This is a genomic window from Bradyrhizobium sp. AZCC 1719 (genome assembly GCF_036924525.1).
Classification (GTDB): Bacteria; Pseudomonadota; Alphaproteobacteria; order Rhizobiales; family Xanthobacteraceae; genus Bradyrhizobium.
In genome coordinates, this window is the sequence record NZ_JAZHRU010000001.1 from 5,189,022 (window position 1) to 5,214,754 (window position 25,733).

General features: G+C 62.4%; 26 protein-coding genes. 18 read left to right on the forward strand and 8 right to left on the reverse strand.

All coding sequences use genetic code 11. The features are described 5' to 3' along the window. Window position 1: 1 nt before the first annotated feature. Genes V1292_RS24345 through V1292_RS24355 form a run of 3 tightly spaced genes read right to left on the reverse strand, consistent with a single transcriptional unit; the run spans window position 2 to window position 1,482 of the window. Window positions 2–535 carry a GNAT family N-acetyltransferase gene (locus tag V1292_RS24345; RefSeq protein ID WP_334377150.1) on the reverse strand — a complete coding sequence of 178 codons (534 nt, stop codon included), beginning with the start codon at window positions 533–535 and terminating at the stop codon, window positions 2–4. A 21-nt stretch (window positions 536–556) separates the two neighbouring features. Further along, the gene (locus V1292_RS24350; RefSeq protein WP_334375172.1) at window positions 557–910 is read right to left on the reverse strand and encodes a hypothetical protein; all 354 of its coding nucleotides are present in this window, start codon (window positions 908–910) and stop codon (window positions 557–559) included. A 5-nt stretch (window positions 911–915) separates the two neighbouring features. Continuing rightward, the gene (locus V1292_RS24355; protein WP_334375173.1) at window positions 916–1,482 is read right to left on the reverse strand and encodes a helix-turn-helix domain-containing protein; all 567 of its coding nucleotides are present in this window, start codon (window positions 1,480–1,482) and stop codon (window positions 916–918) included. A gap of 227 nt (window positions 1,483–1,709) precedes the next feature. Here V1292_RS24355 and secG point away from each other — a divergent pair, with 227 nt between their 5' ends. The 9 genes from secG (at window position 1,710) to V1292_RS24400 (ending at window position 11,560) form a co-directional block, all read left to right on the forward strand. Next, the gene (secG, locus tag V1292_RS24360) at window positions 1,710–2,087 is read left to right on the forward strand and encodes a preprotein translocase subunit SecG (RefSeq protein ID WP_334375174.1); all 378 of its coding nucleotides are present in this window, start codon (window positions 1,710–1,712) and stop codon (window positions 2,085–2,087) included. Between the two features lie 167 nt (window positions 2,088–2,254). Beyond that, window positions 2,255–3,886: a CTP synthase gene (locus tag V1292_RS24365; protein WP_334375175.1), complete on the forward strand. Its 1,632-nt coding sequence runs from the start codon at window positions 2,255–2,257 to the stop codon at window positions 3,884–3,886. Between the two features lie 185 nt (window positions 3,887–4,071). Beyond that, a complete protein-coding gene (locus V1292_RS24370) occupies window positions 4,072–4,398 on the forward strand; it encodes an NIPSNAP family protein (RefSeq protein WP_334375176.1) in 327 nt (108 codons plus the stop codon). A 91-nt stretch (window positions 4,399–4,489) separates the two neighbouring features. Next, window positions 4,490–5,341, forward strand: coding sequence for a 3-deoxy-8-phosphooctulonate synthase (gene kdsA / locus V1292_RS24375; protein WP_334375177.1), 852 nt, complete (start codon window positions 4,490–4,492; stop codon window positions 5,339–5,341). Between the two features lie 14 nt (window positions 5,342–5,355). Continuing rightward, window positions 5,356–6,531, forward strand: coding sequence for an MFS transporter (locus V1292_RS24380; RefSeq protein ID WP_334377151.1), 1,176 nt, complete (start codon window positions 5,356–5,358; stop codon window positions 6,529–6,531). A 150-nt stretch (window positions 6,532–6,681) separates the two neighbouring features. Next, window positions 6,682–7,149 (forward strand): hypothetical protein, encoded by a 468-nt coding sequence (locus V1292_RS24385; protein ID WP_334375178.1) that lies wholly within the window; start codon window positions 6,682–6,684, stop codon window positions 7,147–7,149. Further along, the gene (locus V1292_RS24390) at window positions 7,142–8,374 is read left to right on the forward strand and encodes an HlyD family secretion protein (RefSeq protein ID WP_334375179.1); all 1,233 of its coding nucleotides are present in this window, start codon (window positions 7,142–7,144) and stop codon (window positions 8,372–8,374) included. The genes V1292_RS24385 and V1292_RS24390 overlap by 8 nt, the downstream gene beginning before the upstream one ends. Window positions 8,375–8,703: 329 nt before the next feature. Then, window positions 8,704–10,464, forward strand: coding sequence for an adenylate/guanylate cyclase domain-containing protein (locus V1292_RS24395; protein ID WP_334375180.1), 1,761 nt, complete (start codon window positions 8,704–8,706; stop codon window positions 10,462–10,464). Window positions 10,465–10,609: 145 nt separating this feature from the next. Further along, on the forward strand, window positions 10,610–11,560 hold the full coding sequence (locus tag V1292_RS24400) for an ABC transporter substrate-binding protein (RefSeq protein WP_334377152.1): 951 nt from the start codon (window positions 10,610–10,612) through the stop codon (window positions 11,558–11,560). Between the two features lie 50 nt (window positions 11,561–11,610). Here V1292_RS24400 and V1292_RS24405 read toward each other — a convergent pair whose 3' ends face one another. The 5 genes from V1292_RS24405 to V1292_RS24425 form a co-directional block, all read right to left on the reverse strand. Continuing rightward, complete coding sequence (locus tag V1292_RS24405) at window positions 11,611–12,171, reverse strand: hypothetical protein (RefSeq protein WP_334375181.1); 561 nt, start codon at window positions 12,169–12,171, stop codon at window positions 11,611–11,613. Window positions 12,172–12,190: 19 nt separating this feature from the next. Next, the gene (locus V1292_RS24410) at window positions 12,191–13,777 is read right to left on the reverse strand and encodes a tetratricopeptide repeat protein (protein ID WP_334375182.1); all 1,587 of its coding nucleotides are present in this window, start codon (window positions 13,775–13,777) and stop codon (window positions 12,191–12,193) included. A gap of 159 nt (window positions 13,778–13,936) precedes the next feature. Further along, window positions 13,937–14,413 (reverse strand): preQ(1) synthase, encoded by a 477-nt coding sequence (gene queF / locus V1292_RS24415; protein WP_334375183.1) that lies wholly within the window; start codon window positions 14,411–14,413, stop codon window positions 13,937–13,939. 55 nt (window positions 14,414–14,468) lie between these two features. Continuing rightward, window positions 14,469–14,843 carry a c-type cytochrome gene (locus tag V1292_RS24420; RefSeq protein ID WP_334375184.1) on the reverse strand — a complete coding sequence of 125 codons (375 nt, stop codon included), beginning with the start codon at window positions 14,841–14,843 and terminating at the stop codon, window positions 14,469–14,471. After that, window positions 14,840–15,826 (reverse strand): Vgb family protein, encoded by a 987-nt coding sequence (locus V1292_RS24425; protein ID WP_334375185.1) that lies wholly within the window; start codon window positions 15,824–15,826, stop codon window positions 14,840–14,842. Before V1292_RS24425 ends, V1292_RS24420 begins: the two co-directional genes overlap by 4 nt. A 178-nt stretch (window positions 15,827–16,004) precedes the next feature. Here V1292_RS24425 and eno point away from each other — a divergent pair, with 178 nt between their 5' ends. From eno to lpdA, 9 genes are all read left to right on the forward strand, one after another. Continuing rightward, window positions 16,005–17,288, forward strand: a complete 1,284-nt coding sequence (gene eno / locus V1292_RS24430; RefSeq protein WP_334375186.1) for a phosphopyruvate hydratase — start codon at window positions 16,005–16,007, stop codon at window positions 17,286–17,288. A gap of 46 nt (window positions 17,289–17,334) precedes the next feature. Beyond that, a complete protein-coding gene (locus tag V1292_RS24435; protein WP_334375187.1) occupies window positions 17,335–18,471 on the forward strand; it encodes a zinc-binding dehydrogenase in 1,137 nt (378 codons plus the stop codon). A 150-nt stretch (window positions 18,472–18,621) separates the two neighbouring features. Further along, window positions 18,622–19,176, forward strand: a complete 555-nt coding sequence (locus tag V1292_RS24440) for an NADPH-dependent FMN reductase (RefSeq protein WP_334375188.1) — start codon at window positions 18,622–18,624, stop codon at window positions 19,174–19,176. 252 nt (window positions 19,177–19,428) lie between these two features. Beyond that, on the forward strand, window positions 19,429–19,746 hold the full coding sequence (locus V1292_RS24445; RefSeq protein ID WP_334375189.1) for an FtsB family cell division protein: 318 nt from the start codon (window positions 19,429–19,431) through the stop codon (window positions 19,744–19,746). A gap of 215 nt (window positions 19,747–19,961) precedes the next feature. Further along, window positions 19,962–20,984 (forward strand): pyruvate dehydrogenase (acetyl-transferring) E1 component subunit alpha, encoded by a 1,023-nt coding sequence (gene pdhA / locus V1292_RS24450; protein WP_334375190.1) that lies wholly within the window; start codon window positions 19,962–19,964, stop codon window positions 20,982–20,984. A gap of 103 nt (window positions 20,985–21,087) precedes the next feature. Then, entirely contained in the window at window positions 21,088–22,488 is a 1,401-nt protein-coding gene (locus tag V1292_RS24455) for a pyruvate dehydrogenase complex E1 component subunit beta (RefSeq protein WP_334375191.1), read from the forward strand. Between the two features lie 4 nt (window positions 22,489–22,492). Continuing rightward, the gene (locus V1292_RS24460; RefSeq protein ID WP_028345892.1) at window positions 22,493–22,798 is read left to right on the forward strand and encodes a DUF5076 domain-containing protein; all 306 of its coding nucleotides are present in this window, start codon (window positions 22,493–22,495) and stop codon (window positions 22,796–22,798) included. 2 nt (window positions 22,799–22,800) lie between these two features. Then, window positions 22,801–24,129, forward strand: coding sequence for a pyruvate dehydrogenase complex dihydrolipoamide acetyltransferase (locus V1292_RS24465; protein ID WP_334375192.1), 1,329 nt, complete (start codon window positions 22,801–22,803; stop codon window positions 24,127–24,129). Between the two features lie 140 nt (window positions 24,130–24,269). Next, window positions 24,270–25,688 (forward strand): dihydrolipoyl dehydrogenase, encoded by a 1,419-nt coding sequence (lpdA, locus tag V1292_RS24470; protein ID WP_334375193.1) that lies wholly within the window; start codon window positions 24,270–24,272, stop codon window positions 25,686–25,688. Window positions 25,689–25,733 lie beyond the last annotated feature (45 nt).

Here is a 25,733-nt window from a genome sequence, read left to right on the forward strand (position 1 = left end):
CTCAGGCGGGCGCGCCTTCCTGCAACCGCTTCCAGTAGATCAGCGTGCCCGTCAGCCCGCCATGGGGTTTGAACGCGTAGTCCGGAATCACGCCGGTTAGCTTGAATCCCATCCGCTCGTAGAGTCCTGCCGCGCCTTCGTCCTCGGCGGTGTCGAGCACCAACAACCAGCGCCCGCGCGCGATCGCCAGTCGCTCGGCCTCGCGTAGCAGCGCTGTGGCGACGCCGCGATGGCGGTGGCTGACGCGCGTCATCATCTTCGCGATCTCGGCGCGATGCGGCTGGTTCGGCGGAAGGTCGAGCAACAGCGTGACCGTCCCGATCAGCCCGTCCCCGTCAAAAGCGCCAAGGATGATCCGCTCGCCGCGACCAGCCGCGATGAGCGAGTTGGACCAGAACGCCTCGGCCGCCTTCTGTGACAGCGGATGCATGAAACTGACCGAGCCGCCGTTCGCCACGGTTTCGATCAGCAAATCACCGAGCATGGCGCAAATTTCGGGCGACGGGTTCAAGGCTTTGATCAGGATGTCCGACATCAGGATGAATTTCCGCAAGGTTCAGCTTCGAGGATTGGCGGCGCGCCGCGAGCGCGCCCGCTTGATCTCTGCAATCCGCTCGACATCCTCGACCTGCAGATGTCGCCCGCGTTCGAGAATTTCCAGCGTGTATTCTTCGTAGGTGAGGCCCAGCCGCTCGGCTTTCCGGATGCGGAACGCGACAATGCCGGGCGAGGGGTTGTGCCAGGCCGCGCGGTGCGCCGCCTTCCAGTAGAAGTAATTGCCGATGCCGCCGTCGCCCCATTCAGGCCGGTGCTCATCCTCGAGCGGCGGCCCGCCATTGTGGCCGGCCGGAATCGGGTCGTTGGTGCTTGCAGGCTGGGTCGCGGCGTTGTTGCAAGCGATCTCCAGCATCGGCGTCAGCTCCGGGCAAGGGCAACGACGTAAGTGCAGGGTGCGGTGGTCTCGTTGGCGAACGTCACTTCCGCCGGCGGACCGAATCCGAGGCAGTCGCCGGGTCCAAGTTCGTGGCGTTCGCCGCCATCGATGAGCACGAGGGAGCCCGACAACACCCAGAGGACCTGGCGGATGTGGGCGTAGGATGAGGCGGGCAGCGTTACGCGCTGCTTCGCCGGCATCTCGACCTTGATAATCTCAATGGGATGATCGGGCCGGTTGAACACCTGCCGGCGCAAATAGCCGGTCTCGGGATCGCGCCACACCGGCTGCTCGGCGGCGCGCGAAAGACGCCCGCCCTGGCCTTCGGCGCGCAGCATCAGGCCGGCGAGGGTGAGGTCGAAGGCGCTGGCGAGCCGAACCAGCACCACCGCGGTCGGGCTGACTTCGGCGCGTTCGATCTTGCTGATGGTGGCTTTTGATACCCCGGAGCGTTCGGCGAGATCCGCCAGCGACCAGCCACGGCTATCGCGTTCGAGTCGCAGGCGGTGGGCGAGCCGGGCGCTGAGATCGTCTACTAAAGTATCCATTCGTCTATTATAGGAGAAATTGTTGCGATCTCAAGTCCCGGATGCAAGCATCGGGCGGGAGGCGCGGGCAGCCTTGCCATGGCGGCTGCGGCAATTATCTCCACGGCGGCGGTTGGGGGTGACAATGCCCCGTCCGATCGTGTAACACCGCGCAACTTCAGGAAAACCCGCAAGCTCTTGGTGCAGCCGAAGCCCGGCGCTCTTCGCTTGTGACGGAAGGTTTTGAGATGCAGACCGTCATTATCGTCGTTCACCTCATGATCGTCGCCGTGCTGATCGGCGCCGTGCTGCTGCAGAAATCCGAAGGCGGCGGGCTCGGCATGGGCGGCGGCGCCGGCTTCATGTCGAGCCGCGGTACCGCCAATCTCCTGACGCGGACGACCGCCATTCTGGCGGGGCTTTTCTTCGTGACCAGCATGGCGCTGGCCTGGCTCGCCGGCGTCGACCGCAAGCCTGCTTCGATCCTCGGCACACCGACGACGCAGTCCCAACCGGGTGGCGCAACGCCGGTCGCTCCGCCGACCTCCGGCGGCGTGCTCGATACGCTTAAGAAGGTGGATGAGCAGCAGGGCCAGTCCGGCCCGCAGGCGCCGCGTTCGCAATAAAGCAGGGTGGCTATGCAGGGCGGCCCTCTACCGTCCTGCATCAGATATCCCCATTAATGCTCTGAAATCGCTTTAAAATTCACGTCACCCACAGCCCGGCAAAATGTTTGCCCGCGCATGCGATTCGTTTTGGAGAATCGGGGCAGTGGCCTTAAAGGTAGAATCCCATGGCGCGGTACATATTCATCACCGGCGGCGTGGTTTCTTCGCTCGGAAAGGGTCTGGCTTCGGCGGCACTCGGTGCCCTGCTGCAGGCTCGCGGGTACAAGGTCCGTCTCCGCAAACTCGACCCCTATCTCAACCTCGATCCCGGAACGATGTCGCCGTATCAGCACGGCGAAGTGTTCGTGACCGATGACGGCGCCGAGACCGATCTCGATCTCGGCCACTACGAGCGCTTTACCGGGCGTCCGGCCACCAAGGCCGACAACATCACCACCGGGCGCATCTACCAGGACATCATCACCAAGGAACGCCGCGGCGACTATCTCGGCGCCACCATCCAGGTCGTCCCGCACGTCACCAACGCGATCAAGGAATTCGTTCTCTCCGGCAACGACGAGTACGACTTCGTGCTGGTCGAGATCGGCGGCACCGTCGGCGACATCGAGGGCTTGCCGTTCTTCGAGGCGATCCGTCAGCTCAAGAACGAACTGCCGCGCGATCACGCCGTCTACATTCATTTGACGCTGCTGCCCTACATTCCGAGCGCCGGCGAGTTGAAGACAAAACCGACCCAGCACTCGGTGAAGGAGCTGCGTTCGATCGGTATCCAGCCGGATATCCTGCTCTGCCGTACCGACCGCGAAATCCCGAAGGAAGAGCGGCGCAAGCTCGGCCTGTTCTGCAACGTGCGCGAAAGCGCCGTCATCGAGGCGAGGGACGTCGACAACATCTATGCCGTCCCTGAGGCCTATCACGCCGCCGGCCTCGACGACGAGGTGCTGGCCGCGTTCGGCATCGCGCCAAAGATTCCGCCGGCGCTGCAAAGCTGGAACGTCATCAACGAGCGCGTGCGTAACCCGGAAGGCGCGGTGACCATTGCCATCGTTGGCAAGTACACCGGCATGAAGGACGCCTACAAATCGCTGACCGAGGCGCTCTCCCATGGCGGCATCGCCAACAAGGTGAAGGTCAATCTCGACTGGATCGAGAGCGAGGTGTTCGAGAACGAAGACCCAACGCCGTTCCTCGAACATGTCAACGGCATTTTGGTGCCCGGCGGCTTCGGCCAGCGCGGCGCCGAGGGCAAGATCCGCGCCGCACAGTTCGCGCGCGAGCGCGACGTGCCGTATTTCGGCATCTGCTTCGGCATGCAGATGGCCGTCATCGAAGCCGCCCGCAATCTCGTAGGCATCGAGGAAGCCAACTCCACCGAGTTCGGCCCGACCAAAGAGCCGCTGGTCGGCCTGATGACGGAATGGCTGCGTGGCAACGAGTTGGAGAAGCGCTCGCAGTCGGGCGATCTCGGCGGCACGATGCGGCTGGGCGCTTACCCCGCGACGCTCAAGCGCGGCAGCCGCGTCTCGGCCGTTTATGGCGGCGCCACCGAGATTTCCGAGCGCCACCGCCACCGCTACGAGGTCAACACGGCGTACAAAGACCGCCTCGAACAGCACGGCCTGCGTTTCTCAGGCCTATCGCCCGACGGCGTGCTGCCTGAAATCGTCGAATACGAGGACCATCCCTGGTTCATCGGCGTGCAATTCCATCCCGAACTGAAGTCACGGCCGTTTGAGCCGCATCCCCTGTTTGCGTCGTTCATTCAGGCGGCGGTGGTGCAGAGCCGGTTGGTGTAGACTCGCACCGGAATTGTAGGGTGGGCAAAGGGGCGAAGCGCCGTGCCCACCATTCTATCCAAATATGCGCCGTGAAATGGTGGGCACGCTTCGCTTTGCCCACCCTACACTTTGACGAACGCGTCAATTATTGCGACAAACCGCTCCCGTTACCTGCAAGAACAATAACCTTGGGAGCAAAGCCGATGATCATGGAAATGCGCGTCTATCGCTGTCTGCCCGGCCGCCTGCCGGCGCTGATGAAGCGCTTTGATACGCTGACGCTGAAGCTATGGGACAAGCACGGCATCAAGCAGGCCGGCTTCTACACCACGCTGATCGGCACCTCCAATCAGGAACTGACCTACTTCATCGCCTGGGAGTCGCTCGCCGAACGCGAGAAGAAATGGACGGCATTCCAGAGCGATCCGGATTGGATCGCGGGCCGCGCCAGAAGCGAGGAGGACGGCCAGATCATCGACAACATCGTCAGCCAGCTCTTGGTGCCGACGCCGTTCTCCGCGGTAAAATAGCCGCTCATGCAACCCTGATATTCAGGGGTTAAACGGGGTTGATCCTGAAGTCGCGGACCGGCATGGTCCGCGCCAGCAGAAGGAAAATCCCTTGAACGCCAAACTCGATGCAGCCCCGGTCGTTTCGGTCGGCCCGGTCAAATTCGGCAACGACCTGCCGATTTCGATCATTGCCGGTCCCTGCCAGCTTGAGAGCCGCACGCATGCGCTCGAAGTGGCTTCGGCGCTGAAGGAGATCGCAGGGCGTCTCGGAATTGGCCTTGTCTACAAGACCTCCTTCGATAAGGCCAACCGCACCAGCGGCTCGGCCGCGCGCGGCATTGGCCTGGCGCAGGCCTTGCCGATCTTCGCCGAGATACGATCTTCGGTCGGATTGCCAGTACTGACCGATGTGCACGAGGCCGCCCAATGCGCCGAGGTGGCGCAGGCAGTGGACGTGCTGCAGATACCGGCGTTCTTGTGCCGGCAGACCGACCTGCTGCTTGCGGCGGCCAAGACTGGCAAGGTCGTCAATGTCAAGAAGGGGCAGTTCCTCGCGCCGTGGGACATGGCCAATGTCGTCGGCAAAATCACCGGCGGCGGCAATCCAAATGTGCTGCTGACGGAACGCGGCGCCTCGTTTGGATACAACACGCTGGTCTCCGACATGCGTGCGCTGCCGATTATGGCGCAGACGACGGGTGCGCCCGTCATTTTCGACGCCACCCATTCGGTGCAGCAGCCGGGCGGGAAGGGCAGCTCGTCCGGCGGCCAGCGGGAATTCGTTCCGGTGCTGGCGCGCGCCGCGGTCGCCGTCGGCGTCGCCGGTGTGTTCATCGAGACCCATCCCGATCCGGACCGCGCGCCGTCGGACGGACCCAATATGGTGCCGCTGCGCGAGTTCGAAGCCTTGGTGAAGACGCTGATGGGTTTTGACACGCTGGCCAAGAACGCCTCGTCGTGACCGCCGCCAGCGGCATGCCGCCGGCGCTCAACATCATTGCGCTCGCGACCTTTTCGGCAGCCCTGTCTGCCCGCGCGCTCGATCCGGTGTTGCCGCATGTGGCCGAGGATTTTTCGGTCAGCATCGCCACAGCCGCGAGTTTCGCCGCCGCCTTCGCCTTCACCTTTGCCATCATCCAGCCGGTGCTTGGCGCCTTTGCCGACATTTTCGGCAAGGCGAGGTTGATGATCGTCTGCCTGGCGTTGCTCGGCTTCGCCAACATTCTTGGCGCGATGGCGACCTCGTTCCCGCTGTTGTTTGCGAGCCGAATTCTGGCCGGCATCGGTTCGGGCGGCGTGTTTCCGATCGCGCTGGGGCTGACCAGCGATCTCGTTGGTGCCGAGAAGCGTCAGGTCGCGATCGGGCGTACGCTGGCTGGCGCCATGACCGGCAATCTTCTGGGCGCTACGGTGTCCGGCCTGATCGGCGATTTCCTCGGCTGGCGCGGCGTACTGGCTGTGCTCGGTGGGATCGTCGTGCTGGCCTCGATCGTGGTTGCGATCGGATTCCGCGGCGCGGCGCTGACACATCCGCCCCGGACCAGCCTGTCAGCCCTCAAACAGGGCTATCGCACGATTTTCACCAACCCGAACGCGCGCATCTGCTATTCGGCCGTCTTCATCGAAGGCTGCTGCGTGCTCGGCCTGTTTCCGTTCATTGCGTCGTTCCTGTTCGAGCTCGGACAAACCTCGCTGTCGATCGCGGGTGTCGTCATCGCGGGCTTTGCGGTCGGCGGCCTGTTCTACACCATGACCGTGTCGCGGCTTCTGCCGAAGATTGGTGTGAATGGAATGATGATCGGAGGAGCGACGCTGGTCGGTGTCCAGCTCATCGCGGTCGCGATGGGGCCGGAATGGAAGTTGCAAACGCTCAGCCTGATCTTCATGGGCTGGGGTTTCTACATGATCCACGGCAGTCTGCAGGTATTCGCCAGCGAATTGTCGGCGGAGGCGCGCGCGACCGCGCTGTCGTTGCACGCGTTCTTTTTCTTCATGGGGCAGACCGTCGGCCCGATCGCCTATGGCTTCGGCATCCAGCATGCCGGCAAGGTCCCGACCTTGCTCACCGCGGCGGCCGTGATGATCGCGCTGGGCTTTGTCTGCGCGCGGCTGTTGCGGCAGACCCGGCCGGCGGATGCGGCGGCTACGTAGCCGATCGCGCTGGGCGCGACAAAGGCGCGGAGCCGGGTCAGCGCCTGCACGTTGCGAGCGTGTTCAGCACTTGCCAAGTTCCCACATTGTGCCAAGATCGCGATGGTCGGCCGACCCGTGCCGTTGGTTCGTTGTGAAGGGAGGACTGCTGTGAGCGAGCCGCTTCACCCTAACGCGCCGCATCATCTGCCGTCCTTCATCACTGCACCGGGCGATACCGATGTGCTGATGGTTGTGGTCGGTATCATCCTCATTGCCGCCGTGCTGGCAGTCGGTAACATCTATCTGCGTCTGCACACGCTGCCGGAGCGAATGGCGCACAAGTCGCAGAAGCTCCAGTTCGAGATCGTGGCGGTCCTGGGTTTGCTGGCGCTTTTCACGCACATGCACCTGTTCTGGGTGGCGGGCTTGATCCTTGCGATGATCGACCTGCCGGATTTCAGCACGCCGCTGCGCAGGATTGCGGGATCGGTCGAGAAGATGGCTGGCGTTCCGCCCGAACAGAACCCGACCGAGCCGCCTATTGGAGACGCGACGCACGCTGCCGCGTCCGATGACGCCAAGGCCCGAATCGAGAAGGCCGCTGGCGCCAAGAGCGAGGTGCACAGCCATGCTTGAGCTGCTCCTCTGCTCGCTGCTGACCATCTTACCCGATTATCTCTATCGGCGTTACCGGCAGGGCAAACGCCTCGGTCACGAGATCACGCTCTATTCGGTGTGGTTCGAACTGCGATGGGGCATCATCTCCTGTCTGATGCTCACCGTCGCGTTGATTACGATGATCTTCTACTATCATCCGTCGACGAGTTCGGCGACGTTGTTCTACCGGACCGTTCCGATCGTTCCCGAAGTCACCGGCCGGGTGGCCGAGGTGAAGGTCGACGTCAGCGCGCCCGTCAAGAAGGGCGATGTGCTGTTCAGGCTCGACAGCGCCAAGCAGGAAGCGTCGCTGCAGACCGCGCGGCGCAAGATTGCCGAAGTGGATGCGGCGATGCTGTCGGCGCAGGCCGATATTCTTAAGGCGGAAGGCCAGCTTCAGGAAGCAAAGGGCGCGCTGCAGCAGGCAACAGACGAACTCGACACCAAACGCGAGTTGCAGAAGCGCAACCCCGGCATCGTGCCGCAACGCGACATCGAAAAGCTCGAGGTGGCCGCCGCGGGCCGGCAGGGCACGCTCGACGCCGCGACCGCTTCCAAACAATCCGCGATGACGCGGTTGAGCGCGCTTCTCCCGGCGGAGAAGGCAAGCGCGGAGGCGGCTCTAGCCGAAGCGCAGGTCGATCTCGACAGGACCGTTATTCGCGCCGGTGTCGATGGGCGGGTCGAGCAGTTCGCGCTCAGGCCGGGCGATATCGTCAATCCGATGATACGGTCGGCCGGCGTCCTGATTCCGGAGGGCGCGGGACGACGCGCGCTTCTGGCAGGGTTCGGACAAATCGAAGCGCAGGTCATGAAGGTCGGAATGGTGGCCGAGGCCACCTGCATTTCCAAGCCGTGGGCGATCATTCCGATGGTCGTGACCAACGTCCAGGACTACATCGCGGCAGGGCAGTTCAGGGGCGGCGAGCAATTGGTCGAAGCGCAGCAGGTCGTGCGCCCGGGCACGATCCTCGTCTACATGGAGCCGATCTTCCAGGGCGGGCTGGAGGGCGTGACGCCGGGCAGCAGTTGCGTTGCCAATGCCTATACCAGCAACCACGAGCGGATCGCCTCGGGCCAAGTCGGCGGCTTCAAGAGCTTTGCGCTGCACGTCGTCGATGCCACCGGTCTCGTGCACGCCATGCTGCTGCGCATTCAAGCGCTGATGTTGCCGGTCAAGACGCTGGTGCTGAGCGGCCACTGAGAGAGGCGGCCGACCTTTTGGTCGATCGCCGGGAGGATGCTGCCCTGCGCAGCCGCGTGCAGCGCGAACCATCGTCACCCCGTACGATGCTCGACTTCTATCCGGCTTCGGTCGCGGCACCACCGACTAGCTTGACGCAAGTGAAACATACGCAGCTGGTTGTCCGTTTAGCGCTACAATCCGAAAAGCCCTAAAATGTAAGAAAAACGGGACTCGCCCGCGGCCATATCTTTTGGACCGGCTGTATGCTTGGGAGTCTGTGATAAAGATTGCCGGTGGACCGCCGAAGCAAGTGCAGTCGTTGACTTTGTTTTATACTGGTACCAGCGATGATTGTCCGAGAACGTTTTCGCGGCCTTTTCCAGAAGTACTTGTTCGTGCTGTTCATGGCCGTCGCGATACCGCTCGCGATTAACGGTGTTGTCGAAGCCTGGTTCGGCTATCGCGACCAGCGAGCAAGGCTTGATCAGTTGCTTGGCGTTCAAGCAACGTCTGCCGCAGCCGAAATCCATGATTTCATCTACGGTATCACAAACCAGCTCGGCTGGTTGGTTCAGGTTCCCTGGAGCGACGAGCCCGACGAGCGGCGGCGGACCGAGGCGTTACGCTTGTTTCGGCAGGCGCCTGCGATCGTCAGTCTGGCACTCCTCGACAACAGGGGCCTGGAGCGCCTCTATGTTTCACGGATCGGGCTCAATCGAATTGAAAGCCGCACAGACCGATCCGCTGATCCCGCGGTAATTGGCGCCCGCTCGGGACAAGTCTGGTTTAGCGACGTAAGCTACCATCGAGGCTCCGAACCACACCTGACGGTTGCGGTTGCTGGTAATCGACCATCGGTCGGAGTAGTTATCGCTGAAGTCAATCTCAAGCTGATCTGGGATGTGATTTCAGCGATAAAGGTGGGAAAGACCGGCTTCGCGTTCGTTTTGGACCGACCGGGTCGGCTCATTGCTCATCCCGACATCAGCCTCGTCCTCCGTGGGGCAGAAGAAGCAACCTCCAAGCCGTTTCGCACCATACGCGACGCAATCGGGCCCGCGGGGACCGGCTTCGCGACAAGCCGAGATGTCCACGGCCATGAGGTTGCCGCCGTCGCGGCTCCCGTTGCGGGTCCCGATTGGACTGTAGTCGTCGAACAGCCGCTGGCTGAAGCCTACGCACCGATCTATGCCGTCTTGTGGCGAACCGTGGCGCTCCTCGCGGGGGGCACAATGCTGGCCGCGTTGCTTGCCTATGCACTGGCGCACCGGATGACCGAACCAATAAGGGTTCTCGAGGAAGGGACTGAGAAGATCGGGGCTGGGTCTTTCGGCCACCGCATTTCCATCGAGACCGGCGACGAGTTTCAGCGTCTGGCAAACAGCTTTAACAAGATGGCTGCCGAGTTGGCGCTGGGGCAGGAGCACCAGGAACGCATAGCGAAGCTCAAGCGATTTCTCGCACCGCAGGTGGCCGACCTCGTCGATCGAGCGGGCGACGACAGTGTATTGGACGGGCGCCGCGCAGAGGTCGTCGTTATATTTTGCGACTTGCGAGGCTTCACCGCATTTTCCGCAGCACTTGCACCCGAGGAAGTCATGAACGTGCTGTCGGAGTACTATGAGGTGCTTGGCAGAGCCATTACGCAATTTGAGGCGACACTCATCAGTTTCTCGGGAGACGGCCTTATGGTGCTCGTGAACGCTCCCGTGCCCGTTGAAGAACCGGCACTAAGGGCTGTCGATCTGGCCGTTGAGATGCAGAAGAGTGTGCAACGACTCATCGCCGGCTGGCGATCGCGAGGCTACCAGGTTGGGTTCGGGATTGGTCTTGCCAGTGGGGCAGCAACGGTTGGACGGATCGGATACGCGAACCGGTTCGATTACACCGCCATCGGCAGTGTGGTAAATCTAGCGGCCCGTCTATGCGCATCTGCCGCAGATCGGGAAATCCTGATAGACTCCGAACTCGCCGAATGTGTTAGGGGCAAGCGATTCCTGGTCGAACTTGGGGACCGCCAAATCAAGGGATTTGACGAGGCTATTCCGGTATTCGGAATTTCCTTCGATACACCCATAGCCGACGGCAAGCTGCGGCGGCCTGGCTGAATCCGTTCGCGACTAAGTCAGCGTCGCGGGATATGCTGGGATCAACGGCCGACGGACCGCCCATTGGGTGAATGGTATGAAGAGTGCCAACTTCAATGCAACAGCGTGGCGCAGATGCGTCAGTCGGCGAGACTTTCTCTCGTTGATGGCGGGCGCCGCCACGTGGACGACCTCGCTACACGCGCAAAAACTGGCGATGCCGGTCATCGGCTATCTTTGCGCGGAATCTCCGGAGCTGTTTGCCAGTCGACTCAAAGCTTTTCACCAAGGACTTGGCGAAGCCGGCTTTGTCGAAGGCCGTAATGTTACCATTCTCTATCAGTGGGCCGGAGGGCAATACACACAATTGCCTGCCTTGGCTGCCAACCTGGTCACCCGCAATGTCGACGTCGTCGTCGCGCCCGGCGGCGCGCAGGTTGCGCTCGCCGTGAAGGCTGCCGGTGCGAGCAATGCAATCGTCTTTGAGATGGGCGGCGACCCCGTTCAGTTAGGTGTCGTGGACAGCTTGCGGCGGCCGGGCGTCAATATCACGGGGGTTTCGAGCCTGAGCGTCGACGTGTCGCCGAAGCGGCTTGAGTTGATGCATGAACTACTGCCGACCGCAGCTAAATTGGCGGTGGTCGCCAACCCCACAAGTCCAACCGCCAATTCGCAATTGCAGAAGCTACGCTCGGCCGCCGAAACACTGGGAGTGCATCTACAGGTGTTGAACGCAACTACTGAAAAGGAGTTCGAGCCAATTTTCTCCACCGCAGCTCAGGAAGCGAGTGGCCTCGTCTTTACCTCGGACCCCTATTTCGCATTTCGCAGTAGAGAGCTGGCCGAGCTCGCGATGAAATATCGCGTGCCAGCAATTACCCAATCCCGGGACTTCCCTGCCGCAGGCGGCTTGATGAGCTATGGAGGAGACTTTGCGCAATCGCATCGGCGCGCGGGCATGTATGTCGGGCGCATCCTCAAAGGCGAGAAGCCTTCCGATCTTCCGGTCCAGCTTGTCACCAAGGTGGAGTTCATCATCAACGTTAAGGCCGCCAAGTTACTTGGACGAGAATTTTCACCTTCACTCGTCAGCGGCGCTGATGAGGTAATTGAGTAGGAGATCTTTTCGGCCGCTTTGCGAACTGCCGACGAGTTCTCGCAGTCGGATTAGAGGCCAAGCGTAATCTCGGCCCAGCGCATCACAGTGCTGCCATTGAGAAACTCGATCACGCTGGGTTCGATAGCTGTTGGCCGGTCGTGGCCGACCACAGCAGTCGCAGTGATCATGTCGCAGCGTTCCCTGAAAACGACCGAGATCGCCGTCTTGCCAAGCGGATTGCGAGCGTTGAGCGCGTATGCGCGGCTGCGTCCGTCCATCCACGCAATTTTGATTGGACGGCTGCCGCCGAGCGGGGAGGCGTCGCCGACGAGAACAAGATCTCCCATGCGATCCACGTCGTCGTCATCGGCTACCCCGGTCGTGCAATTGCAAAAGCCGATCTTGGCACGCAGATAAATGTTCACCTCGGCACCGCAATCCGCCACCTTACAGCGGAAGGCCTTTCCCTTCCCAAAGGGATCGCTGGGGAAGGGCCAAGCCATCTCGGTCCATACCGGCGCGGTCGCAGTCGCGGCCGCGTTCTGTGGCAGACCAGACCATGCCAGCATCGCCGTCAGCACAGTTCCCAGCGACACTGCTACAATGGCGACACGACCTACCGCCTTCATGGCACCACCGCTGGTTGGACTAGTTGCTGGCGAGATACTTCTTCGCCGCCGCGACGTCTGGCCGTTCCGTGTCGGCATTCGCCGTCAGCGCCACGAGTTGCTGATAGTTGTCTCGCGCCACAACCTTGTCACCGAGCGTATCGGCGGCCTTGGCGGCGCCAGCGTAGCCTTGGAGACGGTTCGGCTCCTTGGCCTTGGTGGCCTCGAAGGCCGCAAGCGCCTCCTTGGCCATGCCGCGATCGAGCAGCATGAAGCCGTAAAGCTCGCGCGCCGGCGCCAGCGGGCCTGGCGTGATCACATGCTTTTCGGTCTTGTCCTCGGCCTCGGCTGCAGCGCTCATGGCCTTGAGCGCTTCGTCGTATTTGCCCTCGGAGTGAAGCACCCAGGCAACAGCCACCTGATGCTGGATATCGACGATCCCCGACCAATAATTATCCTTGGCTTCGCGCAACTTGTCGCGCAATTCTGCGAGCTTTTGGACGTCGGCCCTCGCGGCCTCCGGCTTGCCAGAGCGCGCGGCGCCGAGCGCGCGGGCGAAGTGCGAGATGGCCATCGCGAAGTTCAAGCCGCTCGGCCTGACAGACAGTTGCGAGGCGGCGTCCCAGTCCCCGCGCTCGATCGCATAACGAGCTGGCGACGCCGCCAGCGCGTAGTCGGCCGCCGCGACCGTGGCCTTGAAGTCGGTCTCTCTTGCCATGTCGTTCATGACGGCGCGCGCCTGCTGATCTTGGGCAAGTTGAAGGTGGGCGTAAACCATATAGTCCTGCGCGTGCAGATAATTGCCGACCGACTTCTCGGCCTTGGCCGCCTTTACGGAGGCGACGTTGGAGGCGATCGATTCCTTCCAGTAGCCGACGCGGGTGTAGATGTGCGACGGCATGTGCTGGGCGTGCGGCGCTGCCGGCGCGATCTTGGCGTACCGGTTGGCGGCGTCGAGACCTTTTTGTGCGGTCGCCGGATAGTCGTAGAGATGGATCAGGTAGTGCGTTACGCCCGGATGCTGCGGCAGCCGCACGGACATTGGCTCAAGAATTGCGGCGCCCTTGGCCTGCTGGGCGTATGTCTTGTCGTTCAGGTCCGCCGACGTGTTGAGCGTGATGGCGTAGGCGATCTGAGCCTCGTCGTCATCAGGATATTTCGCTGCGACTTTAGCTTGCGCATCCCGCAAGGCGCGCATGCGCTGGACGTGGGGAATTTTGTCGTAGTCCGCGTACATCACCATAAGGGCATCGATGTAGTCGCGTTCGCGCTCGGTCTTGGCCCCGATTTCCTTGGCCTTCGTGATAGCGGCAAGGCCGGGCGCGAGATTCGGCCGCGGGATTGCGGCATGCGGGTTGTCCATCAGCGTGAGCGCAATGCCCCAATATCCCATGGCACATGTGGGGTCAGCCTTGATGACCTCCTCAAAGATCTCTTTGGCGTTGGCATACCAATAGGAGTGCTGATAGCGCATCGCACGATCGAAGCGACGCTGCGCCACCTCGTTGCAAGAGGTTTCAAAATGCACTTGACCGAGCTGCTGATCCGCATCGTCTTGCGCAAGCAGCGGCTGGGATGCCGATAGGCTAAGAGCTGCGACGGTAACCCCGAGGAGGGACTTCCGCATGGCCTTCCTCCCTTTGACGCATCTGGAAAAAGAATAGATGCACTATACACTTTCGTGCCTAGGCTTGAACGGATATGTGGATCATGGCAGCGCAATTGACCTTTCGGCCCTTGAGCTCAAACGTTCTCGGAGGTCCGCTGCGTTCCACCTTCTGAGCGCCTAGCCGCGCCCGCGATAGGGCGCGACGCCCTGATCGGGCACCCACACGTCCTTGGGCATCTTGCCCGTCTGCCAGAACACGTCGATCGGGATGCCGCCGCGCGGATACCAGTAGCCGCCGATGCGTAAGAATTTCGGCTTGATCTCGGCGGCGATCCGCTTGCCGATCATAACCGTGCAGTCCTCGTGGAAGGCGCCGTGATTGCGAAAGCTCGCGACATAGAGTTTTAGCGATTTGGATTCCAGCAGCCATTGCCCCGGCACGTAGTCGATCACGAGATGCGCGAAATCCGGCTGGCCAGTCACGGGGCAAATCGAGGTGAATTCCGGTGCGGTGAAGCGAACCAGATAATTGGTGCCTGCTTGCGGATTGGGCACGCGGTCGAGTTGCGCCTTTTCCGGGCTATCAGGCCATTCCACGGCGCGGCCGAGCTGCAATGATTTGGGCAATGATTTCTGTACTGATTTCTTGGCCATCGTGATCGTCCTTTGCGATGGCTGACATGAACGCTGCGGGGGTAATCGTCAACCGCTAGCGTGAGGCTGGGTCGCCAAGAAACCGCACCAGCGCCTGTCGTTCCGCGGCGTCCTCGATTCCGCGCATCGACATCCATAATCCTGGAAACATACCCTCCGGATCAGCAAGGAAGGTCTCGAGGCGTTGTGGGTCCCAGCGCAGCCCGTCGTCGCGCGCTTTGCGCAGCACAGGGGAGTAATCGAAATCAGCGTTACCCGCCACGCCGCGTCCGATCACGCCTGACAGGTTGGGGCCGGGCATGCCACGCTCCGCGGGATCGAGGCTATGGCAGGCGCGGCAGGGCGTGAATGCCCGCGCGCCGTCTTCCGCCGCATTGGCGGGAGCGGGCAGAAGAAGGGATAACAGCGACAGGACGACGAAGAGCCTCACGCGGCCGTCTGTATCACGACCAGCCGGCCATTGCCGGATTCAGCGCCCCAGGTCTCGCCGGGCCGGCCGTCGAGCTGGCGCACATTCGCACCCGATTTGTCGCTCGGGAACGCGTTGAATTTTTCGGTTACGGGATCAAAGCGCACGATGGCGTTTGCTCCGAAATCGGTGAGCCAGACTTTGTCCTTGTCGTCGACATAGACGGCATACGCCCGCGGATTGCTCCCGGGCAACTTCCAGGCCTTCCAGGAGCCGTCGGCGGGATCGTGCACCGACACTTGGCCGCTGTTCCATTCGCTGACCCAGATCCGGCTCTTGGAGTCCGACCACACCCGCCGCGCGCCCTGCTTTGGCGTTGACGGTTCGACGATGGTCGCCTGGCCGCTCGCCAGATCGATCTTTGCAATGTGATTGCCGGCGAGCGAGGCGTACCAGATCTCGCCCTTCGGGGTGACCGTGATCCCGTAAGGACCGACGCCGCGCGGCGCCTTGAACACGGTCATTTCGCCCGATTTCGGATCGAGCCGGCCATAGATGCCGGACTGGCCGGTGAACCAGTAGATGCCACTCTTGTCGAACACACCGGTGTTGAGGTTGGCGTAGGCCTCCTTTTCGGGCAGGCGGAACAGCGTCACCTTGTGGTCGCCGGGGTCGACGCGCGCTATCGCGTTCTGTCCGCCCTCGGTCACCCACGGCGCGCCGTCGGGGCCGATCACGACGCCGTGCGGCGATGCGCCCTTGCCGAGATTGATCAATTTGAACGCGCCGTCCCGTGGGTCTAATCGCCCCAGCGTTCCATTGCGCTGACCGGTGAACCAGATCGCGCCATCGCGCGCGGGCGTGACATCGTGCAGGCCGACGCCGCCATCGATCGGATAATATTTGACCCGGAACGGGCCTTCCTGCGCGGCGGCCGCGCGCAGCAGGGTGGGGGCGGCGAAAATTCCAGCAGTCGTGTTTTTAAGAAACTGGCGGCGGTTCATTGCGTTACCCCGGCTTGTGAACGTGAAGGTTTGGACGCCGATATCAACCCTGGAGCAGTTTATCCTGACCAGGCGGTGCCGTCCGGAAAAGGCCATTCCTCAAGCGTTCACATTTGCTTGCTCCCCGTGTAAGACCGCCCCCGAAACCGGACCACCCATTCCCAGGAAAGTTTAAGACATGACTGCCATCGTCGACATCATTGGCCGTGAAATTCTCGATAGCCGTGGCAACCCCACCGTTGAAGTCGATGTGGTGCTGGAAGACGGCTCGATCGGCCGCGCGGCTGTTCCCTCCGGCGCGTCCACCGGCGCCCATGAGGCGGTCGAACTGCGGGACGGCGACAAGCAGCGCTATCTCGGCAAGGGCGTGCAGAAGGCGGTGGAAGCCGTCAACGGCGAGATCTTCGAGGCACTCAGCGATCAGGCGGTCGAGGACCAGGTCCACATCGACCAGATCATGATCGATCTCGACGGCACGCCGAACAAGAGCCGGCTCGGGGCCAACGCCATCCTCGGCGTTTCGCTGGCCTGCGCCAAGGCGGCGGCCGAATCCTTCGACATGCCGCTCTATCGTTACGTCGGCGGCACCTCGGCGCGGACGCTGCCGGTGCCGATGATGAACATCATCAACGGCGGCGTGCATGCCGACAACCCGATCGACTTCCAGGAATTCATGATCCTTCCCGTGGGCGCCGCGAGCTTCGCCGAGGCGCTGCGCTGCGGCTCGGAAATCTTCCACACGCTGCGCAGCGAACTGAAGAAGGCCGGCCACAACACCAATGTCGGCGACGAGGGCGGCTTTGCGCCGAACCTGCCGTCGGCGGACGCAGCCCTCGAATTCGTGGTGAGCGCGATCGGCAAGGCCGGCTACAAGGCGGGCAGCGACGTCATGCTCGGCCTCGACTGCGCCGCCACCGAGTTCTTCAAGGACGGCAATTACGTCTACGGCGGCGAGAACAAGACCCGCTCGCGTTCCGAGCAGGCAAAATATCTCGCCGATCTCGTCTCTCGTTATCCGATCGTCACGATCGAGGACGGCATGTCAGAGGATGACATGGACGGCTGGAAGGAATTGACCGACCTGATCGGCAAGAAGTGCCAGCTCGTCGGCGACGACCTGTTCGTCACCAACGTCACCCGCCTTGCCGACGGCATCAAGAACGGCCGCGCCAATTCGATCCTGATCAAGGTCAACCAGATCGGCACACTGACGGAGACGCTCGCCGCCGTTGAGCTGGCGCACAAATGCGGCTACACGTCCGTGATGTCGCACCGTTCCGGCGAGACCGAAGATTCCACCATCGCCGATCTCGCGGTCGCCACCAATTGCGGCCAGATCAAAACCGGATCATTGGCCCGCTCCGACCGCACCGCCAAGTACAACCAGCTTCTGCGCATCGAGCAGCAACTCGGCAATCAGGCGAAATATGCCGGCAAATCGGCGCTGAAGGCCTTGGCGTAACGCATCGGCGCAACCAGATAGGACGGACACCAGGGGGAGGATGGCGATGAGCGACGGCAAGAGCGGGCTTCAACTGCGTTCGCTGCTCAAGAAGAGCGGCGAACTCGAATTGTCGCTGGTCGATGTCCCGACGCCCGAGCCGGCCGACGACGAAGTCGTGGTCCGTGTCGAGGCGACCCCGATCAATCCGTCCGACCTTGGGCTGCTGATCGGTCCCGCCGACATGTCGACGGCGAAGGAGTCCGGCACCAAGGATGCGCCCATGGTCACGGCGAAGATGCCGGAAGCCGCGATGCGGATGATGGCGGCGCGGCTCGACCAGTCGCTCCCCGTCGGCAATGAAGGTGCCGGCGTGGTGATCAGGACCGGATCTTCGGACGCCGCGAAAGCGCTGATGGGCAAGGCGGTCTCGATGATCGGCGGCGCGATGTACACGCAGTATCGCACCATCAAGGTCAGGGACGTCATGGAGCTGCCGTCAGGCACAACGCCGGCCGACGGTGCATCATGGTTCGTCAATCCCTTGACCGCGCTCGGGATGACCGAAACGATGCGGCGCGAGAACCACAAGGCGCTGGTGCACACCGCGGCCGCCTCCAATCTCGGGCAGATGCTCAACAAGATCTGCATCAAGGACGGCATCGGCCTCGTCAATATCGTCCGCAGCAAGGAGCAGGCCGACATCCTGCACAAGATCGGCGCCAAATATGTCGTCGATTCCACCGCAGACACGTTCATGGACGATCTGACCAATGCCCTGGTGGAAACCGGCGCCACCATTGCGTTCGACGCCATCGGCGGCGGCAAGCTGGCGAGCCAGATCCTTACCTGCATGGAAATCGCGGCCAACAAGACCGCCAAGGAATACAGCCGCTACGGCTCGAACGTGTACAAGCAGGTCTATATCTACGGCAGCCTCGACAATCGTCCGACCGAGCTCAGCCGTACCTTCGGCCTGACCTGGGGCGTCGGCGGCTGGCTCTTGACGCCGTTCCTGCAGAAGATCGGCCCCGCCGAAATCGGCCGGCTGCGCCAGCGTGTCGCGTCCGAGCTCAAGACCACCTTTGCCAGCCACTACACGCAGGAAGTGTCGCTGCAGGAGACGCTGCAGCTTTCCAACATCGCCGTCTACAACAAGCGCTCCACCGGCGAGAAATTCCTGATCAATCCGAACAAGGGGTGAGCGCGCGCTTCTATCGCCGCGAACAGGCTGCCTTTCAGGCGGCCTGTTTTGCATGCCGAGGCAGCCGTAAAGATAAGTTAATGCACTTGCATCTTTCTGCTGATCTGGCGTAAGGGAGCGCTGGCGCTTTTGCTTCAAAAGGGAAATCCAATGGCCACCCATACCATCGTCACGATCGTCGGCTCTCTCCGCAAGGAGAGCTTTTCGCTCAAGGTCGCCAATGCGCTCGCCAAACTGGCGCCGGCTTCGCTCAAGCTCGACGTGACCACGCTGCATGAAATTTCCTTCTTCAACCAGGATCTGGAAGCTGCACCGCCGGCTGACTGGCTGGCGTTTCGCGAAAAGCTGCAGAAATCGAACGGCGTGCTGTTCGTGACGCCCGAATATAACCGCTCGATCCCAGGCGTCCTGAAGAACGCGATCGACGTCGGGTCGCGCCCCTATGGCAAGAGCTCGTTCCTCGGCAAGCCGACCGGCATCGTCAGCAACTCGCCCGGCGCGCTCGGCGGCGTCAACGCCGCCAAGCATTTGCAGAACATCCTGCCGGGTATTTCCGGTCCGATCCTCGGCCAGCCCGAAATCTACCTCAACGGCATCGGCGACGCTTTTAACGAAAAGGGCGAGCTCGTGAAGGAAGCGGTGCAGAAGGTGCTGCAGCAATACATCAACGCGTTTGCGGCTTTCATCGAGAAGCAGAACGGGTAAACGGCTTCTCCCCCGTAGTCGCGAGGAGCATGCTCTCACCCCGTCATTGCCTGCGACAAACGCGAAGCGTTTGCGCAAGGGAGCGCAAGCGACGAAGCAATCCATCTGTCCCCACGCGCGGAGAGATGGATTGCTTCGCGGAGCCTGTCATCCGGCGGCGCTTTGCGCCGACCGGGTGGCTCGCAATGACGGGAGGGCCAGTCAGGCCGCGTTCTTAGCATTCCATTAACCCAGCCGTCGCATCTTGACGGCATGGTCTCCCGTACCCGATTGAAATCCATCCTGACCGGGCTCGCCCTCTATACGGTGGCGGCGATGATGGTCGGCTATTTCGGCGTCAACGCTTACACCGGCAAATACGGTTTGAATGCGCGCCAGGAGCTCGATCAGGAAATCATTGCCCTGACTTCGGAATTGGCGCGGCTGAAGCGGGAGCGGGCAGAGGGCGAGCAGCGGGTATCGCTGCTGCGGTCCGACCGGGTCGATCCCGACATGCTGGATGAGCGCGCGCGCTTCCAGCTCGACTACGCCAATCCGCGCGATCTGGTCCGGACCATCAAGTCGAACTGATTTTCAAACCTGCGTCACGAACACGGCCGTCATGGGGGCGATGCTGGCGTGACCGGTCCGCAAATTTCAAAAAATCGCGAAATCAATTTCGAAAATGTCGCAGCCCACATTGCACTGCGGTATAGCAATATTTTCTCCAGCGCACGCAATCCTTTCACGGCGGTTTGAGTTGGGATAGAGAGGGCTGATCCGTCTCTCTTTCACCCGGAATTGCCATGGCTGCACCCAAGAAAAGCGTCACGAAAGAATCAGGGCAGGAGAAGGCAAACGGGTCCCCACCGGAATTCACCAAGGCGCAGGAACTGGCCGCGCTGCGGGACATGCTCCTGATCCGCCGCTTCGAGGAAAAGGCCGGCCAGCTCTACGGCATGGGTGCGATCGGCGGCTTCTGCCATCTCTATATCGGCCAGGAAGCTGTGGTGGTCGGAATGCAGATGGCCCTGAAGAAGGGCGATCAGGTCATAACCGGATACCGTGACCACGGCCACATGCTGGCCTGCGGGATGGACGCCAACGGCGTCATGGCCGAACTCACCGGCCGCCGCGGCGGCTACTCCAAGGGCAAAGGCGGCTCCATGCACATGTTCAGCATGGAGAAGAATTTCTACGGCGGCCACGGTATCGTCGGCGCCCAGGTTTCGCTCGGGACCGGCCTTGCTTTCGCCAATCGCTATCGCGGCAATGATTTCGTCAGCGTCGCCTATTTCGGCGACGGCGCGTCCAATCAGGGCCAGGTCTACGAGAGCTTTAATATGGCGGAGCTGTGGAAGCTCCCGGTGATCTATGTGATCGAGAATAACCGCTACGCCATGGGCACATCGGTGACGCGCTCCTCGGCCCTGACCGATTTTTCCAAGCGCGGCGCCTCCTTCAACATTCCGGGCCAGCAGATCGACGGCATGGATGTACGCGCCGTGAAGGCCGCCGGGGACGAGGCGGTGGCCTGGTGCCGCGCCGGCAAGGGGCCGTTCATCCTGGAAATGCAGACCTACCGCTACCGCGGCCACTCGATGTCCGACCCGGCCAAATACCGGACCCGCGAAGAGGTCGAGAAGATCCGCACCGACCAGGACCCGATCGAGCAGGTGCGCAATCGCCTGCTGGCCGCCAAGGTCAGCGAGCAGGAGCTGAAGGCGATCGACGCCGAGGTCCGCGAGATCGTCAACGCATCCGCCGATTTCGCCCAGCGCGATCCCGAGCCCGATCCGTCCGAGCTCTGGACCGACGTCTACAGGTAATTCAACGCATAGTTCGTAAAACGTGGGACCTGGTTTGCTGCTCTCGCGACCTGCAGATCAAACGAGCGCAGAACCAACTGATGAGTTATTTTCGGGAGCCGATATGCCCATTCAAGTGCTGATGCCTGCGCTGTCGCCCACCATGGAGAAGGGCAATCTTGCGAAGTGGCTGAAGAAGGAAGGCGAGACGATCAAGTCGGGCGATGTCATCGCCGAGATCGAGACCGACAAGGCGACGATGGAAGTCGAGGCGACCGATGAGGGCACGCTCGGCAAGATATTGATCCCGGAAGGCACCGCCGACGTCGCCGTCAACACGCCGATCGCGACCATTCTGGCCGACGGCGAGAGCGCGGCCGACCTCGGCAAGGCGAGCGCGCCGGCGCAAGCGGCGAAGGCCGCGGAATCCGCGCCCCCCTCCGAAGCCAAAGCGGAGGCGCCGCAGCCCAAGGCCGAGAAGGCACCTGCCGCGCCGCCGGCCGCGGTCGCCGAGCCCGATCCGGAAGTCCCCGCCGGCACCGAGATGATCACCCAGACCATTCGCGAGGCACTGCGCGATGCGATGGCGGAAGAGATGCGGCGCGACCCCGACGTGTTCATCATGGGCGAAGAGGTCGCGGAATATCAGGGCGCCTACAAGGTGACCCAGGGGCTCTTGCAGGAATTCGGCGCGCGGCGCGTGATCGATACCCCGATCACCGAGCATGGCTTTGCCGGCGTCGGCGTTGGTGCTGCGATGTCGGGGCTGAAGCCGGTCGTCGAATTCATGACGTTCAATTTCGCCATGCAGGCGATCGACCAGATCATCAACTCCGCGGCCAAGACGCTGTACATGTCGGGCGGCCAGATGGGCTGCTCGATCGTCTTCCGCGGCCCGAACGGCGCCGCCGCCCGCGTCGCCGCCCAGCACAGCCAGGATTACTCGGCCTGGTACTCGCAAATTCCCGGGCTAAAGGTGATCGCGCCGTTCTCGGCGGCCGACTACAAGGGGCTGCTCAAGGCCGCGATCCGCGATGCCAACCCCGTCATCTTCCTCGAAAACGAAGTCCTGTACGGCCACACCGGCGAAGTGCCAAAGCTCGACGACTACGTGATCCCGATCGGCAAGGCGCGTATCGTTCGCTCGGGCAAGGATGTCACGCTGATCTCGTGGTCGAATGGCATGACCTACGCGCTGAAGGCGGCCGACGAGCTCGCGAAGGGAGGCATCGAGGCCGAGGTGATCGACCTGCGCACGCTGCGCCCGATGGACACCGAGACGATCGTCAACTCGGTAAAGAAGACCGGCCGCGCGGTGACGGTGGAAGAGGGCTGGCAGCAGTCCGGCGTCGGCGCAGAGATCGCCGCCCGCATCATGGAGCACGCCTTCGATTATCTCGATGCGCCGGTCGCGCGCGTATCCGGCAAGGACGTGCCGATGCCTTATGCCGCGAACCTCGAAAAGCTCGCATTGCCTTCCGTGGCCGAGGTGGTCGCGGCCGCCAAAGCCGTTTCTTATCGGTAAGCCCATGGCCGGTCCTAACGAACAACCGCTGCCGCCGGACGTGATCGGCCGCGAGGACGCCGTTGAAGTCCTGCGCGCCTTCGTCGTCGATGGTGGGCTCTCGATCGCGTTCCAGCGCGCCTTCGAGGAGCCTGACATGTGGGGCCTCTTGCTGGTCGATATCGCCCGCCACGCCGCCCGCGCCTATGCGCGCGAGAGCGGCTACACCGAGGACGAGGCGCTCGCGCGCATCGTCGAGATGTTCGAAGCCGAAATCAACCGGCCGACCGACATGGGCTCTACCACGCCCCGGTCGCAACAGGGTCACTGACGATGCCGATCAACATTTTGATGCCCGCACTGTCGCCCACGATGGAAAAGGGCAACCTTGCCAAGTGGCTCAAGAAAGAGGGCGACAAGGTCAAGTCCGGCGACGTGATCGCCGAGATCGAGACCGACAAGGCGACGATGGAAGTCGAGGCGGTCGACGAGGGCACGATTGCCAGGATTCTGGTGCCGGAGGGTACGCAGGACGTCCCCGTCAACGACGTGATCGCGGTGTTGGCCGGCGACGACGAGGATGTGAAGACGGCAGGCGCCGCGCCCGCGCCGAAGCCTGCTGAAGCGCCCAAGGAGGCACCCAAAGAAGCGTCCAAGGAAGCGCCGAAGCCTGCTGCCGCGGCACCGGCGCCAGCTCCCGCGCCTCAGGCGGCGGCTGCCAAGGGTAACGGCCAGGCCCGCATCTTCTCGTCGCCGCTCGCGCGCCGTCTGGCCAAGGATGCGGGTATTGATCTTTCGCGCATCAACGGCTCGGGCCCGCATGGCCGTGTTGTTGCGCGCGACGTCGAGGATGCGAAATCCGGCAAGGGCCTGAAAGCCCCGGCCGCAGCACCCGCGGCGGGCCCGAGCATCGCGCCGTCGATGTCCGACAAGCAGATTTTGGCGCTGTTCGAGGAGGGCTCCTACGAGATCGTGCCGCATGACGGCATGCGCCGCACCATCGCGCAACGGCTCACCGCCTCGGTGCAGACCGTGCCGGTGTTCTACCTGACGATGGACTGCGACATCGGCAAGCTGCTGGTCGCGCGCGAGGAAATCAACGCCGCAGCTCCCAAGGACAAGGAGAAGAAGCCGCTCTACAAGCTCTCGGTCAACGACTTCGTCATCAAGGCGATGGCGGTCGCGCTGCAGAAGATTCCGAACTGCAACGTGAGCTGGACCGAAGGCGGCATGCTCAAGCACAAGCATTCCGACATCGGCGTGGCCGTGGCCATGCCCGGCGGCCTGATCACGCCGATCATCCGCAAAGCCGAGACCAAGACACTCTCCACGATTTCGTCCGAAATGAAAGACTTTGCCACGCGCGCGCGGGCGCGCAAGCTGAAGCCGGAAGAATACCAGGGCGGCACCACGGCGGTATCCAACCTCGGCATGTACGGCATCAACCACTTCACTGCCGTGATCAATCCGCCGCACGCGACGATCCTTGCGGTCGGTACCAGCGAGGAGCGTCCCGTGGTGCGCGCCGGCAAGATCGAGATCGCGCAGATGATGAGCGTGACGCTGTCCTGTGATCACCGGGCGATCGACGGCGCGCTCGGCGCCGAGCTGATCGGCGCCTTCAAGCAGTTGATCGAGAACCCCGTCATGATGATGGTGTGAGGCGAGGGTAGCCGTACCGTCATTGCGAGCGCAGCGAAGCAATCCATCTCATCGGCGACAAGGTGGATTGCTTCGTCGCAAGGGCTCCTCGCAATGACGGAGAACTGTGATGGTCGCACGACGATAACGAGCACATAGCCATGGCCGACAATTCCTTCGACGTCATCATCATCGGCTCCGGCCCCGGCGGCTACGTCACCGCGATCCGCTCGGCCCAGCTCGGATTCAAGACCGCGATCATCGAAAAATCCTATCTCGGCGGCATCTGCCTGAACTGGGGCTGCATCCCGACCAAGGCGCTGTTACGCTCGGCCGAGATCTTTCACTACATGCAGCACGCCAAGGATTACGGCCTTTCCGCGGAGAAAATATCGTTCGATCCGAAGGCGGTGGTGCAACGCTCGCGCGGCGTCTCGAAGCGGCTGAACGACGGCGTCGGCTTCCTGATGAAGAAGAACAAGGTGACGGTGATCTGGGGTGACGCCTCGATCGACGCCCCGGGTAAGGTCACAGTGAAGAAATCCGCCGTCGAAGCGCCGAAGGGCGCGCTGGGCGAGGGGGCCTATCAGGCCAAGCACATCATCCTCGCCACCGGCGCGCGGCCGCGCGTGCTGCCGGGGCTCGAGCCCGACAAGAAACTGGTCTGGACCTATTTCGAGGCGATGGTGCCGGAGCGCATGCCGAAATCGCTGCTGGTGGTCGGTTCCGGCGCGATCGGCATCGAGTTCGCTTCCTTCTTCCACACCATGGGCGCCGACGTCACCGTGGTAGAGGTGCTGCCGCAGATCCTCCCGGTCGAGGACGCGGAAATCGCTGGCCTCGCGCGAAAACGGTTCGAGAAGCAGGGCATCAAGATTCTCTCAAACACCAAAGTCACGAAGCTCGAGAAGAAGGCCGACAGCGTGGTCGCCACCATCGACGACGGCAAGAAGCCGCAGACCGTCGAGTTCGAGCGGGTGATCTCGGCGGTCGGCGTGGTCGGCAATGTCGAAGGTCTCGGCCTCGAAAAACTCGGCGTCAAGACCGACCGCGGTGTCGTCGTGATCGACGGCTACGGCAAGACCAATGTCCCCGGCATCTACGCCATCGGCGACGTCGCAGGTCCCCCGATGCTCGCCCACAAGGCCGAGCACGAAGGCGTGGTCTGCATCGAGGCCATCAAGGGCCTGCACCCGCACGCGATGGACAAGAACCTCATTCCCGGCTGCACCTATTGCCACCCGCAGATTGCCTCCGTCGGTCTGACCGAGGCCAAGGCCAAAGAAAACGGCCGCGAGATCCGCGTCGGCCGCTTCCCCTTCGTCGGCAACGGCAAGGCGATCGCGCTCGGCGAGGACCAGGGCCTCGTCAAGGTGATCTTCGACAAGAAGACGGGGCAACTGCTCGGCGCCCATATGATCGGCGCGGAGGTGACCGAGTTGATCCAGGGTTACGTGGTCGCCATGAATCTGGAGACCACGGAAGAGGAATTGATGCACACCATATTCCCGCATCCGACGCTGTCCGAGATGATGAAGGAGGCCGTGCTGGATGCCTACGGCCGCGTACTGAATATCTGATGCCGCCGTCATTGCGAGCGAAGCGAAGCAATCCATCTATCCGCT

What these genes read in the sequence shown, in the direction of transcription:
- V1292_RS24345 (WP_334377150.1), bottom strand. Translation starts at nt 535, where the DNA reads ATGTCGGACATCCTGATCAAAGCCTTGAACCCGTCGCCCGAAATTTGC.
- V1292_RS24350 (WP_334375172.1), bottom strand. Translation starts at nt 910, where the DNA reads ATGCTGGAGATCGCTTGCAACAACGCCGCGACCCAGCCTGCAAGCACC.
- V1292_RS24355 (WP_334375173.1), bottom strand. Translation starts at nt 1,482, where the DNA reads ATGGATACTTTAGTAGACGATCTCAGCGCCCGGCTCGCCCACCGCCTG.
- secG (WP_334375174.1), top strand. Translation starts at nt 1,710, where the DNA reads ATGCAGACCGTCATTATCGTCGTTCACCTCATGATCGTCGCCGTGCTG.
- V1292_RS24365 (WP_334375175.1), top strand. Translation starts at nt 2,255, where the DNA reads ATGGCGCGGTACATATTCATCACCGGCGGCGTGGTTTCTTCGCTCGGA.
- V1292_RS24370 (WP_334375176.1), top strand. Translation starts at nt 4,072, where the DNA reads ATGATCATGGAAATGCGCGTCTATCGCTGTCTGCCCGGCCGCCTGCCG.
- V1292_RS24380 (WP_334377151.1), top strand. Translation starts at nt 5,356, where the DNA reads ATGCCGCCGGCGCTCAACATCATTGCGCTCGCGACCTTTTCGGCAGCC.
- V1292_RS24390 (WP_334375179.1), top strand. Translation starts at nt 7,142, where the DNA reads ATGCTTGAGCTGCTCCTCTGCTCGCTGCTGACCATCTTACCCGATTAT.
- V1292_RS24395 (WP_334375180.1), top strand. Translation starts at nt 8,704, where the DNA reads ATGATTGTCCGAGAACGTTTTCGCGGCCTTTTCCAGAAGTACTTGTTC.
- V1292_RS24400 (WP_334377152.1), top strand. Translation starts at nt 10,610, where the DNA reads ATGGCGGGCGCCGCCACGTGGACGACCTCGCTACACGCGCAAAAACTG.
- V1292_RS24405 (WP_334375181.1), bottom strand. Translation starts at nt 12,171, where the DNA reads ATGAAGGCGGTAGGTCGTGTCGCCATTGTAGCAGTGTCGCTGGGAACT.
- V1292_RS24410 (WP_334375182.1), bottom strand. Translation starts at nt 13,777, where the DNA reads ATGCGGAAGTCCCTCCTCGGGGTTACCGTCGCAGCTCTTAGCCTATCG.
- queF (WP_334375183.1), bottom strand. Translation starts at nt 14,413, where the DNA reads ATGGCCAAGAAATCAGTACAGAAATCATTGCCCAAATCATTGCAGCTC.
- V1292_RS24425 (WP_334375185.1), bottom strand. Translation starts at nt 15,826, where the DNA reads ATGAACCGCCGCCAGTTTCTTAAAAACACGACTGCTGGAATTTTCGCC.
- eno (WP_334375186.1), top strand. Translation starts at nt 16,005, where the DNA reads ATGACTGCCATCGTCGACATCATTGGCCGTGAAATTCTCGATAGCCGT.
- V1292_RS24435 (WP_334375187.1), top strand. Translation starts at nt 17,335, where the DNA reads ATGAGCGACGGCAAGAGCGGGCTTCAACTGCGTTCGCTGCTCAAGAAG.
- V1292_RS24440 (WP_334375188.1), top strand. Translation starts at nt 18,622, where the DNA reads ATGGCCACCCATACCATCGTCACGATCGTCGGCTCTCTCCGCAAGGAG.
- V1292_RS24445 (WP_334375189.1), top strand. Translation starts at nt 19,429, where the DNA reads ATGGTCTCCCGTACCCGATTGAAATCCATCCTGACCGGGCTCGCCCTC.
- pdhA (WP_334375190.1), top strand. Translation starts at nt 19,962, where the DNA reads ATGGCTGCACCCAAGAAAAGCGTCACGAAAGAATCAGGGCAGGAGAAG.
- V1292_RS24455 (WP_334375191.1), top strand. Translation starts at nt 21,088, where the DNA reads ATGCCCATTCAAGTGCTGATGCCTGCGCTGTCGCCCACCATGGAGAAG.
- V1292_RS24460 (WP_028345892.1), top strand. Translation starts at nt 22,493, where the DNA reads ATGGCCGGTCCTAACGAACAACCGCTGCCGCCGGACGTGATCGGCCGC.
- V1292_RS24465 (WP_334375192.1), top strand. Translation starts at nt 22,801, where the DNA reads ATGCCGATCAACATTTTGATGCCCGCACTGTCGCCCACGATGGAAAAG.
- lpdA (WP_334375193.1), top strand. Translation starts at nt 24,270, where the DNA reads ATGGCCGACAATTCCTTCGACGTCATCATCATCGGCTCCGGCCCCGGC.